13 protein-coding genes are annotated in these 18033 nt (G+C 45.8%); 8 read left to right on the top strand and 5 right to left on the bottom strand.

Features of this window, described 5'->3' with window-relative positions; translation table 11 throughout:
• The first annotated feature begins 377 nt into the window (after positions 1-377).
• A complete protein-coding gene (locus VFC92_13830) occupies positions 378-1883 on the top strand; it encodes a PKD domain-containing protein (protein ID HZK09259.1) in 1506 nt (501 codons plus the stop codon).
• Between the two features lie 379 nt (positions 1884-2262).
• Complete coding sequence (locus VFC92_13835; GenBank protein HZK09260.1) at positions 2263-3039, top strand: UDP-2,3-diacylglucosamine diphosphatase; 777 nt, start codon at positions 2263-2265, stop codon at positions 3037-3039.
• Positions 3040-3226: 187 nt separating this feature from the next.
• Here the strand turns inward: VFC92_13835 and gap are convergent, their stop codons facing one another.
• Positions 3227-4237, bottom strand: a complete 1011-nt coding sequence (gene gap / locus VFC92_13840) for a type I glyceraldehyde-3-phosphate dehydrogenase (GenBank protein ID HZK09261.1) — start codon at positions 4235-4237, stop codon at positions 3227-3229.
• A gap of 119 nt (positions 4238-4356) precedes the next feature.
• Between gap and VFC92_13845 the strand changes: the two genes are divergently transcribed.
• Both VFC92_13845 and VFC92_13850 read left to right on the top strand, forming a co-directional pair.
• Positions 4357-5733: a dipeptidase gene (locus tag VFC92_13845; protein HZK09262.1), complete on the top strand. Its 1377-nt coding sequence runs from the start codon at positions 4357-4359 to the stop codon at positions 5731-5733.
• A 276-nt stretch (positions 5734-6009) separates the two neighbouring features.
• Positions 6010-6480 (top strand): hypothetical protein, encoded by a 471-nt coding sequence (locus tag VFC92_13850; GenBank protein ID HZK09263.1) that lies wholly within the window; start codon positions 6010-6012, stop codon positions 6478-6480.
• 135 nt (positions 6481-6615) lie between these two features.
• On the opposite strand, the gene VFC92_13855 is transcribed toward VFC92_13850, so the two are convergent.
• Both VFC92_13855 and tilS read right to left on the bottom strand, forming a co-directional pair.
• Complete coding sequence (locus VFC92_13855) at positions 6616-8757, bottom strand: cytochrome c biogenesis protein CcdA (GenBank protein HZK09264.1); 2142 nt, start codon at positions 8755-8757, stop codon at positions 6616-6618.
• A 270-nt stretch (positions 8758-9027) separates the two neighbouring features.
• Positions 9028-10362: a tRNA lysidine(34) synthetase TilS gene (tilS, locus tag VFC92_13860; protein HZK09265.1), complete on the bottom strand. Its 1335-nt coding sequence runs from the start codon at positions 10360-10362 to the stop codon at positions 9028-9030.
• Between the two features lie 9 nt (positions 10363-10371).
• On the opposite strand from tilS, the gene VFC92_13865 reads away from it, so the two are divergent.
• The 3 genes from VFC92_13865 to VFC92_13875 all read left to right on the top strand — a co-directional run bounded on the left by VFC92_13865 (position 10372) and on the right by VFC92_13875 (position 13773).
• Positions 10372-11778, top strand: a complete 1407-nt coding sequence (locus tag VFC92_13865) for a YjbH domain-containing protein (GenBank protein ID HZK09266.1) — start codon at positions 10372-10374, stop codon at positions 11776-11778.
• Between the two features lie 48 nt (positions 11779-11826).
• Entirely contained in the window at positions 11827-12972 is a 1146-nt protein-coding gene (locus tag VFC92_13870; GenBank protein ID HZK09267.1) for a hypothetical protein, read from the top strand.
• A gap of 147 nt (positions 12973-13119) precedes the next feature.
• Entirely contained in the window at positions 13120-13773 is a 654-nt protein-coding gene (locus VFC92_13875) for a hypothetical protein (protein HZK09268.1), read from the top strand.
• A gap of 110 nt (positions 13774-13883) precedes the next feature.
• Here the strand turns inward: VFC92_13875 and VFC92_13880 are convergent, their stop codons facing one another.
• Entirely contained in the window at positions 13884-14897 is a 1014-nt protein-coding gene (locus VFC92_13880; GenBank protein HZK09269.1) for a 2-oxoacid:ferredoxin oxidoreductase subunit beta, read from the bottom strand.
• Positions 14898-14900: 3 nt separating this feature from the next.
• The gene (locus VFC92_13885; protein ID HZK09270.1) at positions 14901-16751 is read right to left on the bottom strand and encodes a 2-oxoacid:acceptor oxidoreductase subunit alpha; all 1851 of its coding nucleotides are present in this window, start codon (positions 16749-16751) and stop codon (positions 14901-14903) included.
• A 285-nt stretch (positions 16752-17036) separates the two neighbouring features.
• On the opposite strand from VFC92_13885, the gene VFC92_13890 reads away from it, so the two are divergent.
• A complete protein-coding gene (locus tag VFC92_13890) occupies positions 17037-17954 on the top strand; it encodes a mechanosensitive ion channel family protein (GenBank protein ID HZK09271.1) in 918 nt (305 codons plus the stop codon).
• Positions 17955-18033: the final 79 nt, after the last annotated feature.

Genomic DNA, 18033 nt, shown 5'->3' on the forward strand with positions numbered 1-18033 from the left:
TGACGATAGAAAGTCGCGATGAGGATGGTTACAAAATATTTATTCTTTGTGCACTTTGCGCCTTCTCTGTGCTCATTGTGGTTAAATAATAATTTTTGAAAATTCGCATCATTGGCGAAAATTCGTGGACAGTAGGTTTATCCACTACTTACCACGAATTATGCAAATGAACACGAAAAAGAATTAGCAGAAATTCGTGGATAGCATGGCTTTTCTTTTAACAAACCTTTGCATTTTATTCTTCTATTATTTAGAATCATTTTAAACAAGTAGTCCAATTCCTTGTTTGAAAATGTCAAGAACCTAAATAAATTAATTGATGAAAGCGACCGGCGATGTCAAAGCCAGCCGCTTTTTTAACCTTAAAAATTACAACTATGACTTTAAAAAATGTGACGTATTACCTTGCTATCCTAGGTTTTTTAGCGGGTACTCTATTCTTGAGCTCCTGTGAAAAAGACGATGACGAACCTCAGGTTGACCCATCTGAAGTAACTGCCGATGCTGGTACTGATATCCAAACGGGAATAAATGAGGAAGTAACGTTGGATGGTTCCGGATCGACCACTTCAGAAGGAACCCTAAGTTATCTTTGGGACTTGATGTCTTCGCCCAATGGAAGTGTGGCAAGAATAGAAGATGCTACTTCCAAGAGGGCCAGTTTTACTCCCGACAAAGAAGGAGCATACAACATCAGACTAACCGTATCGGTGGGTGGAACGAGCAAATCGGATAACATCACCGTTACAGCTTCATCCGGCCCTATCGAACTTCCATGCTCCCAGATTAATGAAGAGATGACACTGGATAAAAAATATGAAGGAGTCGTTTACCATGTCCCGTGCATGATACGGGTTAATGCTGGATTGATAATCGAACCAGGTGTCACCGTTCAGTTTGCTCAGGGTGCCGGCTTCCAATTCAGTGATTATGGAGAGAGGGAAGGTTATCTAAAGGCTGTCGGAACTGAGCAGGATTCCATCCGATTTACCGGCGCAATTAAAACAGAAGGTGCCTGGGATCAGCTCAAGATAGGTTCCGGTGATCTGAGAAACACCATGAAATATTGTATCGTTGAGTATGCCGGATCACAAGACGGAAGTAAAGCCGCGATCCAAGTGGATAGTGATAGCAAAATAGAACTCAAAAACTCGCTTGTCCGACGTAGCAGTGGTTACGGGATGTTTGTGACTGATAAAGGAAATATTAAAGGATTTGCTAACAATATCTTTACACAAAACAAGAGTTATCCGCTGCACATTGCTGCCAACAAAGTATCGCAGCTCGATGGCCGTGGCACCAGCTACACCGGTAATGCTACTGATGACGGAGCAAACCGCGATGAGATTTATGTATTTTCTAATTCGCTTTACGATCGGGGCTACATCACCGGACAGGAACCCCATGTATGGACCGATCCCGGTGTCCCTTTCTTTATCAACGAGTTACTTTACGTTGGCAAAGACGCTGAAGGAACATTGCGCATTATGCCGGGCTGCGAAATCACTTTTGGACAGAACTTCGGTATGACGGTCGATCGATACAATGCTTCTTTGCAGGTTATGGGGACCGCTGACGACAAAGTAACGTTCCGGGGTCGTAATGGCCAGGGATCGTGGAACGGAATTTACCTAAACACCAATAACCTTGAAAACACCATCCAATATGCGGTGATAACTGATGGCGGTCAGTCGAAGATGGGGAGTCAGTTTGATAATCCGGCAAACCTGAGTCTCGGATACAACGACGCCATTACGTTAAGCCTCGATAATGTACAGATTAATAACAGTGCCGGCTGCGGTATCGTCGAGAGTGGAACCGTCAATCTCACCACCAACAACGTTACTTTTAGCGGTAACACCGGAAATGACTATTGTAACTAAGCCGTTTTCGTTTTGACACGCTTTCACAAGTTTATCTAGAATAATTATTAATCAAGTCAGTCCAGCCTGGTTAATTCTCAAGCTTCACAAAGCCGGGAATTAATCAGGCTTTTTTTTTGGATGAAAAATAGCGACAAAAATAGATGATCCCTACTTTCGTAACACGTCGACAAGAAAACAATCCACGAATTCACACGAATTAAGCTAATGAACACGAAAAATGATTGCAGCTTGTTTTGACTTTTGTCTCCTTTACGCTCATCGAGATTAAAAAATAATTCGCGACAATTCGCCTTATTGGCGAAAATTCGTGGACGATTCTTCTTGGACGATTCTTTGTTACTTTTGCGGCTCATAGCTATCTAATCCGACAACGACAGTGCAGGCAGGAAAGAAGATATATTTTGCATCAGATTTTCATTTTGGAATCCCCGACGCGGCCGAGAGCAAACAGCGCGAGCAGCGGTTTGTGCAATGGCTCGAAAGCATCCGCGCCGATGCGCAAGAAATTTTCCTGATGGGCGACCTGTTCGATTTCTGGTTTGAATACCATCGTGTAGTTCCCAAAGGATATGTGCGACTACTGGGCAAGCTTGCCGAGCTAACCGATGCAGGCATTCCGATACATCTTTTTCGCGGCAACCACGACATGTGGGCGTTCGATTATCTGCAATCGGAAGTGGGCGTAATGTTGCACCGCCAGCCGATGGTTCGCACCTTTGGCGGCAAACGCTTTTATCTGGCACATGGCGACGGACTGGGGCCAGGCGATCGGGGGTATAAATTTATCAAATATGTTTTCGAGCGCAAGATCAACCGTTTCCTTTTCAACTGGATTCATCCCGACATTGGCGTAAAGCTGGGACTTTTCTGGAGTGGGCGCAGCCGTTACGGCCATCAAAAGCCAGAAGCTGTCGAAAAAGAAAAACGCCTGCTCGAAAATATTCATCAGTCGCGCCTGGCGCAACATTGCAACGAAGTGCTAAAAGACGATCCCACAATAGATTATTTCATTTTTGGCCATTGGCATGTGGAGCAAATCCATGAACTGTCGCCCGGCCATTATTACATCCATCTGGGCGACTGGATCAACCGTTACTCTTATGGCGTGTACGATGGGGAGCAGTTTACGCTGAAACATTTCGACAAAAAATAACCCACCAGCTTCAGGAAATTTTCAATAGACAAAATCCAAATGACAAATAAATCTCAATATTAAAAAAATCAATAAACCAAACCTTTACATTGTTTGAGATTTCATTCTTGAGATTTATTGGATTTTGTTCAATTATTTTTTGTGATTTTCTTTCTGATTCAAACAAAGGCCTAACCCGTAAGTCCCCTTACACAAACTTCTCTATCAGCTCTGCGAGGCGCGTAGCGTATCCCATTTCGTTGTCGTACCAGGCCACCACTTTTATCAGTTTGTCGTTTTCGCCCAGCACTGCTGTCAGTCCGGCGTCGAAGATTGCCGAGTGGGTGTTGCCGATGATGTCGATGCTTACGATTGGGTCGGTGGTATATTCGAGAATTCCTTTGAGGCGTCCGTTGGCAGCCTTTTCAAAAGCTTTGTTGATGCCCTGGATGCTGGCAGGTTTACGCAGGTAGCAGGTGAGGTCGGTGAGGGAGCCGTTGGGCACAGGTACGCGGATGCCGGCGCCGCCAAGGTTGCCAGTGAGATGCGGAAAGATGCGCGTGGCAGCTTTGGCAGCACCAGTGGTGGTGGGCACGATTGAGTAAGCAGCAGCGCGTCCACGGCGCAGGTCTTTGTGGGGCGCGTCGAGCAGGTGCTGGTCTTTGGTGTAGGAATGCACAGTAGTGATAAAACCCTTCTCCACACCCCACAGCTCGTCGAGGATCATGATGAGTGGCGCAACGTTGTTGGTGGTGCAGGAGGCGTTGCTAATGATGCGGTCGTTGCGGTTGATCAGGTGATCATTAACACCCAAAACAATATATTGAATGCTCTCGCTGTCGTCTTGTGCGGGAGCAGAAATCACCACTTTGCGGGCGCCTGCTTTCAGGTGGCGTTCAGCGTCGGGCCGTGCAGTAAAACGTCCGGTGGATTCCACCACCACATCAATATTCATTTCGCCCCAAGGCAGCAGATCAGGGTTTTCCTGCGAAAAGACGGCTACTTTTTTTCCATCGATAATCAATTCTTTTTCGGTACAACTTACCGGAGCCGGATAATGCCCTTGCGAAGAGTCGTATTTCAGCAAATGACAGAGTGTATGTGTGTCGGTGAGATCGTTGATGGCCACCAACTCCAGGTTTTCGTGCAAACGCATCTGCCGGCAAAAGATGCGGCCGATCCTTCCAAACCCATTGATGGCTACTCTTATTTTGGTCATAAGTTCGTCAGATTTATTATTTTTACACTTTCTTGATTTATAGCCGCCAAAAGTAGTAAAAAGGAGGCGGGCTACTCTGGCATGAATACAATCAAATACTAACAAATATTTCTACAATAATGGAACATATCAAAACTTACATCGACGAAAACAAAGACCGTTTTCTTGAAGAACTTTTCGAACTCATCCGCATTCCTTCTGTAAGCTCGCTTGCAGAGCACAAAAACGACATGAAACGGGCAGCAGAATCCTGGAAGAAGACTCTGCTCTCGGCCGGTGCCGACAAGGCAGAAGTGATGCCTTCGGCCGGCAATCCGGTAGTGTATGGCGAAAAAATGATCGACCCGTCAAAACCTACCGTGCTGGTGTATGCGCATTACGATGTGATGCCGGTGGATCCGCTGGAGCTGTGGAAAACCAAACCTTTTGAGCCTGTAGTAAAAGACGGCAAGATTTGGGCACGCGGCGCCGACGACGACAAAGGTCAGTCGTTTATGCACGCCAAAGCTTTTGAGCTGATGGTAAAAACCAACACGCTGCCGTGCAACGTAAAATTTATGATTGAAGGTGAAGAAGAGATAGGTTCGCCAAGCCTGGGCGCCTTCTGCGAAAAGCACAAAGAGATGCTCAAGGCCGACATCATCCTGGTTTCCGACACCGGAATGATAGCTCCCGACATCCCTTCCATCACCACCGGCCTGCGCGGGCTGGCTTACATGCAGGTGAAAGTGACCGGACCAAACCGCGACCTGCACTCCGGCCTTTATGGCGGTGCGGTGGCCAACCCCATCAACATTCTTGCACAGATGATTGCTAAACTCACCGACGAGAATAATCACATCACCATCCCCGGATTCTACGACGACGTGCTGGAAGTGTCAAAAAAGGAACGTGAAATGATGGCCAAAGCGCCGTTTAATTTGGAAGAATACAAAAAAGCCATCGACATCCGCGATGTGCAAGGCGAAAAAGGTTATGCCACCAACGAACGCACCGGCATACGTCCGTCGCTCGACGTGAACGGCATCTGGGGCGGCTACTCCGGCGAAGGCGCCAAGACAGTGATCGCTTCGACGGCACATGCCAAGATTTCGATGCGGCTGGTGCCAGATCAGGATCATCATAAGATCGCTAAGCTTTTCGAAAAACATTTTAAAGCTATTGCTCCCGACAGCGTTCGCGTTGAGGTGGAAGAGCTGCATGGCGGATACGCGTACGTTTCGCCCACAGATATGATCGCCTACCAGGCTGCCGACAAAGCCTACACCGCGACTTTCGGCAAACGCCCTGTGCCTGTGCGCAGCGGCGGCAGCATCCCTATCATCTCTACTTTTGAGAAGATTTTGGGCATCAAATCCATTCTCATGGGTTTTGGCCTGGAAGCCGACGCCATACACTCGCCCAACGAAAACTATCCGCTCTTCAACTTCTACAAAGGCATCGAAACCATTCCTTATTTTTATAAATATTTTACCGAGATGATGGCGGAGAAATAGAGGGCAAGTTCCAAATCACAAAGAACAAATTTCAAATATTCGGAGCAGCTTGCATCTTGGGATTTAGATTTTGAGCTTTATCTCGCTCTTTGTTTTTTGAAATTTGTAATTTAGAAATTCCTATGAGGGGTCGCTTCTTACTTACTGGTGCGACCTCTCATGTTTGAGTATGAGCGTGTAATAATGCACGGGTAATTTTATGCAGCTTTGCCCGTTATTTTTCAAGTTTATTTGCAACGAGAAAACACATTTATTGCTGCAACAATCAGAAACATCATGGATAACAACGATTTTAAAAAAGACCTCGACCAATTGATCCGGATTTTTAAGCGGCTCAAAAAGAAGTCGTACGACGACCATCTTGCACAACTGGGGCCAGCGTTTACGCAAAATCTCGACTTTATCATCAACAACTACGAGATAGTGCGCAACAACATACCGCATGAAATGCTTGCGCAGATGGGAGCTCCTTTTCACCAGATGCTCCACCACTTTATCCAACAGATGAAAAATGAGCTGGGCGACGATTTCAATCTGGACGAAGAAGATGAAAAGTTCGCCTCACAGCCCATCATCACTCCTCCCGCAGCATCAGCAGAACCATCGAAAACAGCAGAAGCCGATTTCACTGCTGAGGTTGCTGCCATCGACAAGCATTTGAAATCAGGGGGACTTACCGAAGCGCAGATAGATGCGCTGCTCGACAGGCGCAACCAGATTATTGCGCGAAGCAGCAGCGGGGCATAGGTTTTCGCATTAAAAATGTCTATTACGCCAAATATTTTATAAAAAAACAAGCCCGCCAAATCATTAGCGGGCTTGTTTTGTATTGTTAACCCTGTACTTTTTCGTCAAGTTTTCAGCATTTCCCTAACTTTTCCCCTACAAAGCGGCCGCATCGAAGGCGGCGGGCTTTGCGTTGCGGGCTTTAAATTCGGCGATGCCACGCTTGAGGAAACCGATAAACTTATCTACATCCAGATCGTAGGCACGGGGATTTATCAGCATTTCGCCCTGTGTGTCAAATAGCACGTAATAGGGTTGCGCATTCACGTTGAAGCGGGTGATCTGGAAATCTGAATACTTTTTCCCGACAGTTTTCTTCACCTTGCCATCGTGCGAAGAGGTTATCCAATCTTCCTCGGGTATACGGGTTTTGTCATCCACATACAAAGCAGCAATCACAAACTCGTCGCGCAGCAGTTGCAACACCTTGGGGTCGGCCCAAACGTTGGCTTCCATTTCACGGCAGTTCACACAGCCGTGGCCTGTAAAGTCGATAAAAAGGGGTTTGTTTACTGCTTTGGCGCAAGCCAGCGCCTGCTCATAATCGAAATAGCCTTCGAGGCCGTGGGGTAGATGCAGAAATTCAGAATATTTGGGCGTTTCGCAGATATCGGAGGCGGAGGTAGCTTTGGTGCCACTGTTGCTAAAAGATGCAATCTTGAGATTATCGCGCACAATGCTGTTGATGTCGAAGTCGTGGGTTTGCTGCGGCGGCATATATCCCGACAAGGCTTTCAAAGGAGCACCAAACATACCGGGCACCATGTAAAGCACAAAACTAAATACGATGATGGAGAGCATCAGACGCGGCACACTGATGAAATGCACGTCGCTGTCGTGGGCAAACTTTATCTTTCCAAGCAAATAAAATCCCATTAGTGTAAAGATGACGATCCAAAAAGCCAGGTAAACTTCGCGGTCGAGAATGCCCCAATGGTAAGTCTGGTCGGCGATGCTCAGGAATTTTAAACCCAATGCCAACTCCAGAAATCCCAACACCACTTTCACGCTGTTGAGCCAGCCGCCCGACTTGGGAAGGTTGGCCAGCCAGGAAGGGAAAAAGGCAAACACAGTAAACGGCAACGCAAAGGCAAGCGAGAAGCCAAACATACCCACAATAGGCTCGAGCACTGCGCCGCCTGCCGACTTCACCAGGATGGCGCCGACGATGGGTCCGGTACACGAAAACGATACCAGCACCAGTGTAAAGGCCATGAAAAAGGCACCGCTAAAACCACCTCTGTCAGCCTTGCTGTCGGTTTTGTTGATCATCCAGCTTGGCAATGTTATCTCGAACATGCCCAAAAATGAGGCGGCAAAAAACAGGAAGATCAAAAAGAACAACACGTTTGGAATCCAATGGGTGCTGAGCCAGTTGGCAAAGTTGGCGCCCAGAGTAACCGCTACCAGGGTACCCAGAACGGTGTAGATAAATATGATAGAGAAACCATAGGCCAGAGCCTGAAAACGTGCTTTGGCTTTGTTGTCGGAGTTGTTCATGAAAAATGTCACCGTCATCGGGATCATCGGGAAAACGCACGGGGTAAGAATGGCAATAAAACCAGCGAGAATTGAAAAGATAAAAAGCATCCATAGACTACTATTTTCCTTAAGCTGTCCATCCACAATCGGGTTGCCTTCTTCCATTTGCACAGCCGGTGCCTCGCTGGCCTGAACTGACGCGGCGGCTCCGCCGTGGAAGTCGAAGCTAAATGGCGAATCGTCGGGCGGCAGACATTTGCTGTCGTCGCAGCACATAAACTCGTACAAGCCGGAGATGGTAAGCGGCGCGTCGCTATTGAGCTGAATTTTTTTGCTGAACACCGCCTGATGACTGAAATATTTTACCACCATATCAAAGTTAGGATCGAACTCATCGATAGGCTGTGGTTCATCAAAAATGACGCGATGAATGGTGGTGCCTGGCTCAAAACCTTCCATTTCTTCTGTGGAGGTAGCAGGATCGACAAACGAAAATCCATCCAGGTTATCAAAGTAAAATGCAGTGGACACCGGGCCACCGTCGGGAACATTTTGCGAATACAAATGCCATGAGCTATCGATGGTAGCTGTGAAAGTCAATTCGTATTGGTTGCTTCCGAGATCGACGCTGCGGGAGCTCCACTTTACCGGCTCGAGCACCTGTGCCGGCGCTATGGTTGAAAAGCCAATTGCGAAAAGAAAAAAGAAAAGAGTAATGGTGATTGTTTTTTGCAGATTGCCGCTTCTGTAGTTCATTATTTAGCAGATTTAGTGATCAGTATGCTGAATTATTTTTATTAAAAAAAAGCAAAATTAATAAGTTTCGACAAAGACGGCCTCGAAATATGATTGATCGGAAAATACGGCAGTTCTCAGTCAGCAACTCATAGTTCACAATTGGCATGCAAGGGATGCCAGTCCTCAAAGGGACGGCAACCCAGATTAATGGAAATAACCTTAGATGCGTCGAGCCCTGAAATTGTATCTCCTACGAAGGCTGTGCAGCTTGATTTACTTTACAATGTTTTACTGCTCATTTTGCAACTCAACAACAAACACCTTTTGTGTTGAACTGCTAATTTTGTAACGTTCGTCGATGCGATGACCCACCACCCAAACGATGTCGCGGCCAGAAAGAAGCACCTGGAGATTTAGTTTTTGGACAACTGACATTTTCTGATCAGTGATAAAATCAGAGAGCTTTTTGCGGCCACGCATACCCAACGGATAAAAATAGTCGCCTTGCCGCCAGCGCCGCAAAGTGAGTGGAAACCGAAGTTTTTGGTAATCAAGCTGAGCAATGTCCGGCGATTTGTTTAGCTGCAACTTCTGGCGATCGATCATCGAAAAACGAAGCTTCAGCGGGTAGCTCATTTGATAATCGTTGTCGTTTATTTTATAAGTATCAAAAGTGGTCTCCTCTTTTTTTAGCGGCATCAGCACCAGATGTTCGCGATCGGTGATGAGCCGGTGGCTGGCTGATAAAAAATGTTTGCCAGGCATGGCATCGAGACTTTTGATAATGTCGCCGATGTCGGACTGGTTGAAGCCAAAAGGTTTGAGTATTTCGAAAAGTACAAATTCAAGATGCGTCTCCGGCTGCAAATAGCTGTGCCGAATCAGTGTGTAGTCCCCATCTGTATGCGTCATTAATTGACGACGTCGATTTATTTCGTCCTCAATAAAATTATGCGATTGTTTTAGAATTTCAAAAGTAGATTTAAAGCCACTTTCAAACTTATCAGAAGATTCCTTTAAAGCTGGCAACACTTGATGGCGCAAGCGATTGCGCAAATAGTCATCTTTTTGATTGGAGCTATCTTCTCGATACGCAATATTATTTTGCCTGGCATAATCGACGATTTGCGCTCTTGTGGCAAAAAGCAGCGGCCTGATGCAATTGCCGTTGCGGGATTTGATACCCTTCAGCCCGGCGATTCCGGTGCCACGCAACAGGTTTATAAAAAACGTTTCCACCTGGTCGTCAAAATTATGGGCCGTGGCATAAGCATCAAAACCTTCTTTGGTGATAAGCTCTTCAAACCATGCATAGCGCAGATCGCGCGCAGCAACTTGGATTGAAAGACTGTTACTAGCAGCGTAACCTGCTGTATCAAAGTGCTTCACAAGCAGGTTCAGTCTATTTTTATGTGCATAATCATGTACAAAGGTTTCGTCTGCATCGCTCTCGGCGCCACGCAAGCCAAAGTTGCAATGCGCAACGGTCACCGTCAGCGGTAACTGCACGAGCAGGTGCGCCAACACCATCGAATCGATGCCGCCGCTCACCGTTAGCAATATTTTTTGCCCGGGCATTAGCAACTGATGGTCAAAAATGTATTTTTGCAGATTAGCAAGCATGCAAGGCAAATGTATAGTAAATCACAATTATTAAACTTTTTTAACCGAAAAAACACACCCTTAGTTGACAACTATTTGTTTTTAACGTATGTTTGCAGATTAGTAAATTGTAAGGAAGGATGGTGGTTTCTTCATCAAAAGCATCTTAAGTTATTGATAAGCAAAGCCTACACTCCTTTCCTCATCGTTCTTTGTCATTTTGTTTATCTCATTTTAGCAAGTCCTGATTCGGCCTTTTCTCAAACCACTTTGCCGCAACAAGACGTTATTAACAGTTTAAAGAACGCAGGTTTCGAAAATATATTCGTGAAAACGAAACCGGATACACTAACCGTTTATCTCGAAAACCGGCGCTTTCGCTTTGATCCACGAGGATTAGCCGAGGCCATTCTTATCATTCAAAATAACGTTACTGATACCGCGGATAAGTTGCAACTCGTTTTGCTTCAAGATAAAGTGGCGATGTTGCAGGTGGTGATACCGATGGATGTTTTAGAAAATTATTCGAAAGGAATCCTCGACGATCGGGCAATGATGGAGCTTTTGTACATTTCACTGGATGCTCCACAGTTGCCACGCAAAGCCGCAGTATCAAACAGCTCACTTTACAAAGTTGATCTGCCGGTGCTGCTGACCTGGAATGCCAAATTTGGTAATTTTAGTAATCCAGTCGAATCCAACATCAGCATTATCCCTGAGTTTAACACCACACTTGCCAAAGGACTTACGCTCAAAGCACAGTTGATTATTCCGGTGCAAAATAGTTTTTTCTTTGTCAGCGAACGCGAAACAGTACGACCCGGCAACATTACTCTTAATCAATTTGCCAACCTGGCCGACAATTTTTATATCAATATTACCGTCGGTACTTTTAACAAAAACAGAGCAGGCGGCAATATCGAACTGAAAAAGCTATTGGCCGAAGGGCGTGTTGGTCTGGGAGCAAATGTTGGCTACACACGTTATTACTCGTTTACCGGAATAGAAACGGAATTTTACGACGAACTGCCCTATCTCACAGCACTTTTTACTGCCGAATATCGCTACAATCCATATGACATGATTGCACGCATGCAGGTGGGGAATTTCCTTTTCAATACTCCGGCAATACGTTTTGAGCTGATGCGCCAATTTGGAGAGGTGGAGATTGGGTTTATGGCTTTGGCCACCAAAGATGACTTCGACGGAGGGTTTCGGTTTGTGATTCCGCTGCCTCCCCGAAAATACACACGACTCAGATTTTTCCGCATCCGCCCAGCCGATGACTTTGCCTGGGAATACCGCGCCAAAGGCTTTCCTCAAAATGGGGTAACTTACAATACAGGCTATAATCTTACCGACATGCTGTTGGATTATAATCCTGACTTTATTAAAAAAAGGTTAATTTTGGAATTAAAAACGCAATTGAACAAATAGTTTATCTATTTTTGAAAAAAATCATCTATCAATAAAAAAGGAGTAAACATGAAAACCAAATTTTACAAATCATTTTTCGGCCTTTTCCTCATCGCCGGCGTACTGATTTTTAGCTTTACGCAATGCAAAAAAGTAGGAACCTCCGACTGGCCTGAACCCAATCCGGAAACGCTCAACGAGCTGAAGGTAACCGTCTTTGACGGAGATCGGGGCAATGCATTGACTGACTTTACCGTAACCGTAATAACACCCGACGGCATTCTTAGCGAATATCAACATGGCTCGGGAAGCCTTAACTTGGAAGGGAAACAAGTCGGTACATACATTATTTCGGCTACCAAAACAGGATACCTCTCGCTTAGTGCTATGGTTGAAGTGGAGAAAACTCCCGAAGGAGTAATTGCTGTTACCAAGGAACGCTTTTACCTAAGCAAATTAGGCAATAGCGCAACAGTGAGTGCCTCCGGAGCCAGCATGGCTATCGAGAGTGACTTTGAGCAAGCGCCTATTCTCACTTTCCCCGAAGGAGCAGTTAGCCAACCTGTAGATGTAACCGTTACCTACATTCCAAGTCCGTCTAAGTTTGGCGACTTTGAGGTTAAAGGTGACCGCGCCATCCAGTCAGGTTTTAGTTTTTCGCCCGATCTTACTTTCCCCGAAAATGCCAAAGCTACCCTTCAGATGCCCGTCACCATTGCTGCTGTGCTCAACGGCGACAGCCCAATGTTGCTTGGCAGTTTCAACGAAGACACACAGGAGTGGGAAATCATAGAAGGCGTGCTGAATGAAGACCGCACAATGGCTACCTTTGAGATGCCACACTTCTCGCTATGGTACACATTCACCGGCTTCCGCCTGGTAAAAACTTTGACCTGGTCGCCCTACGAACTCTCAGGCCAATCAGAAAACTGTAGCGAAGGAGCCTGCGGAACTTTTGTTTATTCTATCGGCTCATCAGCGCTGGTTACCAGCATGGCAGAAAATAGTAATTTTGATCTGAAAGTTGTCGATACCCGTTGCATTGGACCCCGCTATCAATATGCGCAACAACTCTTCACTCGTTGCCGTCTGGCAAACTTTAAAATCTATAACTACACCGGCGAATACAAGGGCGACTTTGTCAACTTCCCCTTTGAAGTATTCAACTGGAAAGTTCAGGAAACCTATTGCCACCACCAAGGCTGGGGTAATTAAGCTTCCACGTAAATAGTTTACTCTAAAGCATGAAGCATCGTTGTATGCTTCATGCTTTTTTTATTAGAAAGGCTGCACCCTATTAATATTTCTATGCGAAACACTTTTTTTTATTCAACCTCAGTTTTTATTTTAACTGTGTTTTTAATGGTGGCAGCTACAAAAAACGCTGCAGCCCAAGACACCAACAATTTTAAATTTAGAAGTTTCGGACTTTCCATGGGCATCTACCAACCCGATCTCGATTATTGGAAAAACGATGATGGCTCTGATTTTCGCAACAGTGATTTTAATACTATACTTTTTGTGGAAGGATTTGCTGAGTTCAAACTCATTAAAGACTTGACGGCAAAGGCAGGCATAGGTTTCTGGCAGGCACGTTCGGAAACCACCATCCCCACTTATGGCAAGACGCAGCTCTTGCTAAATGGCTACCCAATCAGCTTTGATATTCGCTATTACGCCTCTCCGTTGCAGTTTGCCTTTATCACTCCCTATGTAGGTGTTGGTGGCGAGCTGTTATTGATAAGTTATCAATTGGATTTTAAAAAGAAGGAGAATCCTGACCCATCAAATGGCAGCTCAATCCTCGGATCAGCTACCCTTGGGCTACAGATGAAACTTTCGCGCAACTTTGCTTTCGACCTTTTTGCCGATTACAAGCTGGGCAGTTACCAACAGGCATTCCTTGTGGAGGTGCCCAACCCTGACCCTAATCATCCTTCAGCGGAAGATGAGATCACGCGAGATATTTCTCTCTCGGGGCCACGGCTGGGCATTTCGCTCAAGTATCTTTTTTAGCTGGAAGAAGGGTTAGGATGAAAAATTATTTTATCCCAAAATGAAACAGCCCTGCAACGATCGGTTGCAGGGCTGTTTTTTTAATCAGTGTCAATTAAGAAAATGTATTGTTATACCTTCCAGACATTTCCGCTGTAAAGCACATCCTGTAAGGTTTTTTTGTTAGACTTTGATTGTACCTGGTCTATCTGATCATGGAATTTCTTATCGTAAGATTCTGATTCCACTGCTCGTATCACACCCAGAACCATGGGGAACTCAGGGGGACTCAAACTAACGAGCATCAGATGTAACACCGGATCGGGATTCTTTGCATCGTGTATCAAAATGTCGGCTTCAGTGATGCCATTTTCGCCGATGGTTACCGTTTTAAGCTTTAGCCCATCGAGAACAATACCTTTGTTGCGTTCCTTTCCGTAGATCATGGGTTTGCCATGCTCCAGAATCAGTTGCCGCTCTTCTTTCATCTCTCTGTCGGTGATATAAGCGTGTGCTTTATCGTTGTAAATCACGCAATTTTGCAAAACCTCTATCAGCGCTGCTCCTTCAAAACGGGCTGCCTCAGTAAATATAGAAGTGGTTAAAGCCACATTATTGTCGAGTGAGCGAGCAAAGAATCTTCCTCTTGCACCGATTGCCAATTCACCGGGGCTGAAGGGAGTTTCAACAGTTCCGTAGGGAGATGTCGCGGTTATTTGTCCTTCGAGTGAAGTAGGCGAATACTGCCCTTTGGTAAGACCATAAATCTGATTGTTGAACAGGATGATATTCAGATTAATGTTACGGCGCAAGACATGGATGAAGTGGTTTCCACCAATGGCCAGAGAGTCACCATCGCCGGTGATAACCCAAACGTTGAGTTCGGGATTTGCCACTTTAACGCCTGAAGCTATTGCTGCTGCACGGCCATGAATGCTGTGCATAGCATAGGTATTCATATAATAAGGAAATCGCGAAGAGCATCCGATACCCGAGATAACTACATATTTTTCTTTGGGCAGTCCCAGCTCGGCCATCGAACGATGCACTGCGCTAAGAACAGCATGGTCGCCGCAACCGGCGCACCATCTTACTTCCTGGTCGCTCTTGAAATCTTTGGGTGCTAATTTAGGTGTTTCAACCATGATTTATTGTACCTCCAATTGTTTTTTGATTTGTTCTTTTATTTCTTCTACTTTAAAAGGCAGCCCCTGAATCTTGTTGTATTGCAGGAAAGAGAGACCCTGGAAATTGAGCCGCAAATAGCTGGCAAACTGTCCGGTATTAAGCTCGCAAACCAGCAGTTTCTTAAAGCTTTTGAGTACCTCGTAGGTGTTGGCAGGTAAAGGTTTTATGTAATTAAAATGCACATAGCTCAGATTGTACCCTTCTTTTTTTAATTGACGGTAAGCGGTATACAAATGGCCGTAGGTGCCACCCCAGCCAATGAGCAGCAGTTCGCCGCTGGCGTCGCCATACACTTTTACATCAGGAACTTCACGCTGCACGCGATTAACCTTGTTTGCTCTCTCGTAGGTCATCAACTGGTGGTTTTCGGGAACGTAGGAAACCGAGCCGGTGACGGCCATTTTTTCGAGACCTCCCAGACGATGTTCCAGGCCTTTGGTGCCTGGTACCGCCCAACCTCTTACAAAGTCATCATTACGTCGATAGGGCTGAAAATCCTCTGCTCCTTCTTTTACCAACGGAGGATGAATTTCGGGTAGGGTGCTGATGTCGGGGATGCGCCACGGCTCTGAGCCATTGGCCAGGAAGCCGTCGGAAAGCAAGATTACCGGGGTCATGTGTTCGAGGGCTATGCGGGCGGCTTCAAAAGCATAGTTGAAACAATTACTTGGCGTGCTTGCAGCAATCACTACCAGCGGGCTTTCGCCATGTCGGCCATAAAGCGCCTGCATCAGGTCACTTTGCTCAGTTTTGGTAGGCAAACCGGTAGAAGGGCCGCCACGCTGTACGTTAACAATTACCAATGGCAACTCCATAATAATAGCCAATCCGATTGCTTCTGCTTTAAGCGATAATCCGGGACCGGATGTAGAGGTTACAGCAAGGTGACCGGCAAAGCTGGCACCAATAGCGGTACAAACTCCTGCTATTTCATCCTCAGCCTGGAATGATTTTACGCCCAGATCTTTGCGTTTGGATAACTCCTGTAAAATTTCACTGGCAGGGGTAATGGGATATGAGCCCAGGAAAAGTTTTAAATTGGCTTTTTCGGCTGCGGCAATCAAACCCCATGCTGCACCAAGGTTGCCGTTGATGCTGCGGTACGTGCCTTTCTCGATAATTGCGGGGGCAACACAATAACTCGGATGCAGCGCCTCCACTGTCTCGGCATAATAATAACCGGCTTTGAGCACAATTTTGTTGGCTTCTATTACTACCGGTATTTTCTTGAATTTATTTTCAATAAATTTATTGGTAAATTCCATCGGACGATGAAACAACCAATATACCATCCCCAAAGCAAACATGTTTTTGCTGCGCAGCACACTCTTCGAATCCATGTTGAGATCCTTCAGCGCTTCACGTGTGAGGGTGGTTATGGGTGCTTTAACAACATTATAATCTCTAAAACCTAATTGTTGCAATGGATCTTTGACAGCTCCGGCACGCTCTATATTCTTTTCGGTAAAGCTATCGATGTCGATGATGACCGTGCCGCCACGCTTAATCCATTTGATGTTGGCTGCAAGAGCGGCAGGGTTCATGGCTACCAGCACATCAGCATAATCGCCCGGAGTATTTATCTCCGTTTGTCCGAAATGAACCTGAAATCCTGATACGCCACCAACGGTTCCTTGCGGAGCACGAATCTCAGCAGGATAGTCAGGAAAGGTTACCAAATCATTGCCCAGCAGCGCTGAAGTGTCAGAAAACAGGGTGCCGGTAAGCTGCATCCCATCGCCGGAGTCACCCGAAAATCGTATGACAACGTCGTCTAGTTCCTTGATTTTATCTTTAGTATTATCCGTCATTATTTTGACCTTATTATTAATGGCACAAAGGTATCCATTCTTTTATGAAACCACCAAGCGGCTTTCAACAAAAGGCCCCTTTGCAGGTGGCTTTTCGTTGTCGTTAAGCCATTGACAACTAATCATATAAATGTGTGGAAGAGAGGTTTATTTTGTAGATAGAAAATGTAAGAGGCGGGGCAGTTCAAACTAATGTGAATCAATGTCTTAACCCATCCTCTTTGCGTTGATCAAAAACTAAAAATCAAATTAACTGTTTTAGATTTTAAAAACAAACCGCAACCCATGGAATTACAAAAGCGTTATGCCGAAATCCTCACCTATCCCGTCATCGGAAAATTTATCGTCATTTTCGTTGGTATTATCCTCATCTGGATTCTTGTAAAACTGGTGCAGCGCAATTTCATCAGCCGCCTCAAAGACAGCACCAGCCGTTATCGTACCAGAAAAGCCTCTTCATTCGCCGGATTTGTGCTGGGCATCACGCTCGTGATTATTGTTTTTAGCGACAAGCTAAGCGGGCTTACCATCGCGTTGGGAGTAATTGGCGCGGGAATTACCTTCGCCCTGCAGGAAGTCATCACATCCTTTGCGGGATGGATGGCTGTATCTATCAACGGGCTTTATCGCACCGGCGACCGGGTGGAAATGGGCGGCATAAAGGGCGATGTGATGGACATCGGCATGTTGCGCACAACCATTATGGAAATTGGGCAGTGGGTGGATGGTGATCTATACAACGGGCGTATCGTTTCGGTTGGGAATAGTTTTGTTTTCAAAGAACCACTTTACAACTATTCCCGCGACTTTCCTTTTTTGTGGGATGAGGTAAAAATACCGGTGCAATATGGCAGCGACTATGCATTGGCGCAAAATATCTTTTTAAAAGTTGCCAATGAAACAGCCGAAAAACTAAGTGATAATGTTCATGATGAGTGGCAACATCTGCAACGAAAATACCTGCTCGAAGATGCCCGAACCGAGCCTATGGTTTCCATGATTGCCAACGACAACTGGGTGGAGTTCACCATACGTTATGTGGTAAATTATCGCCGGCGCCGAACCACCAAAACGGAGCTTTTCACCCGCCTGCTCCACGAGATAGAAATAACGAAGGGAGCTATCAAAATTGCTTCGGCCACTTTCCAGTTGGTGGATTCGCCGCCGCCTATTCTATCTGCCAAAGACCAGCCTGAGAAGTAGTAAATTCCAAATTTAAAAATTCAATGACCAGGTTTCGACAAGCTCAACCAACGGCTGGGTTTCGACTGATTCCGACTGA

The sequence above is a fragment of the Bacteroidales bacterium genome, assembly GCA_035647615.1.
GTDB lineage: Bacteria > Bacteroidota > Bacteroidia > Bacteroidales > 4484-276 > SABY01.

Bases quoted from the DNA above. Each gene is read 5' to 3' on its own strand.
- VFC92_13830 (HZK09259.1), top strand. From the start codon at position 378: ATGACTTTAAAAAATGTGACGTATTACCTTGCTATCCTAGGTTTTTTA.
- gap (HZK09261.1), bottom strand. From the start codon at position 4,237: ATGACCAAAATAAGAGTAGCCATCAATGGGTTTGGAAGGATCGGCCGC.
- VFC92_13845 (HZK09262.1), top strand. From the start codon at position 4,357: ATGGAACATATCAAAACTTACATCGACGAAAACAAAGACCGTTTTCTT.
- VFC92_13850 (HZK09263.1), top strand. From the start codon at position 6,010: ATGGATAACAACGATTTTAAAAAAGACCTCGACCAATTGATCCGGATT.
- VFC92_13855 (HZK09264.1), bottom strand. From the start codon at position 8,757: ATGAACTACAGAAGCGGCAATCTGCAAAAAACAATCACCATTACTCTT.
- tilS (HZK09265.1), bottom strand. From the start codon at position 10,362: ATGCTTGCTAATCTGCAAAAATACATTTTTGACCATCAGTTGCTAATG.
- VFC92_13865 (HZK09266.1), top strand. From the start codon at position 10,372: ATGTATAGTAAATCACAATTATTAAACTTTTTTAACCGAAAAAACACA.
- VFC92_13870 (HZK09267.1), top strand. From the start codon at position 11,827: ATGAAAACCAAATTTTACAAATCATTTTTCGGCCTTTTCCTCATCGCC.
- VFC92_13875 (HZK09268.1), top strand. From the start codon at position 13,120: ATGGTGGCAGCTACAAAAAACGCTGCAGCCCAAGACACCAACAATTTT.
- VFC92_13880 (HZK09269.1), bottom strand. From the start codon at position 14,897: ATGGTTGAAACACCTAAATTAGCACCCAAAGATTTCAAGAGCGACCAG.
- VFC92_13885 (HZK09270.1), bottom strand. From the start codon at position 16,751: ATGACGGATAATACTAAAGATAAAATCAAGGAACTAGACGACGTTGTC.
- VFC92_13890 (HZK09271.1), top strand. From the start codon at position 17,037: ATGGAATTACAAAAGCGTTATGCCGAAATCCTCACCTATCCCGTCATC.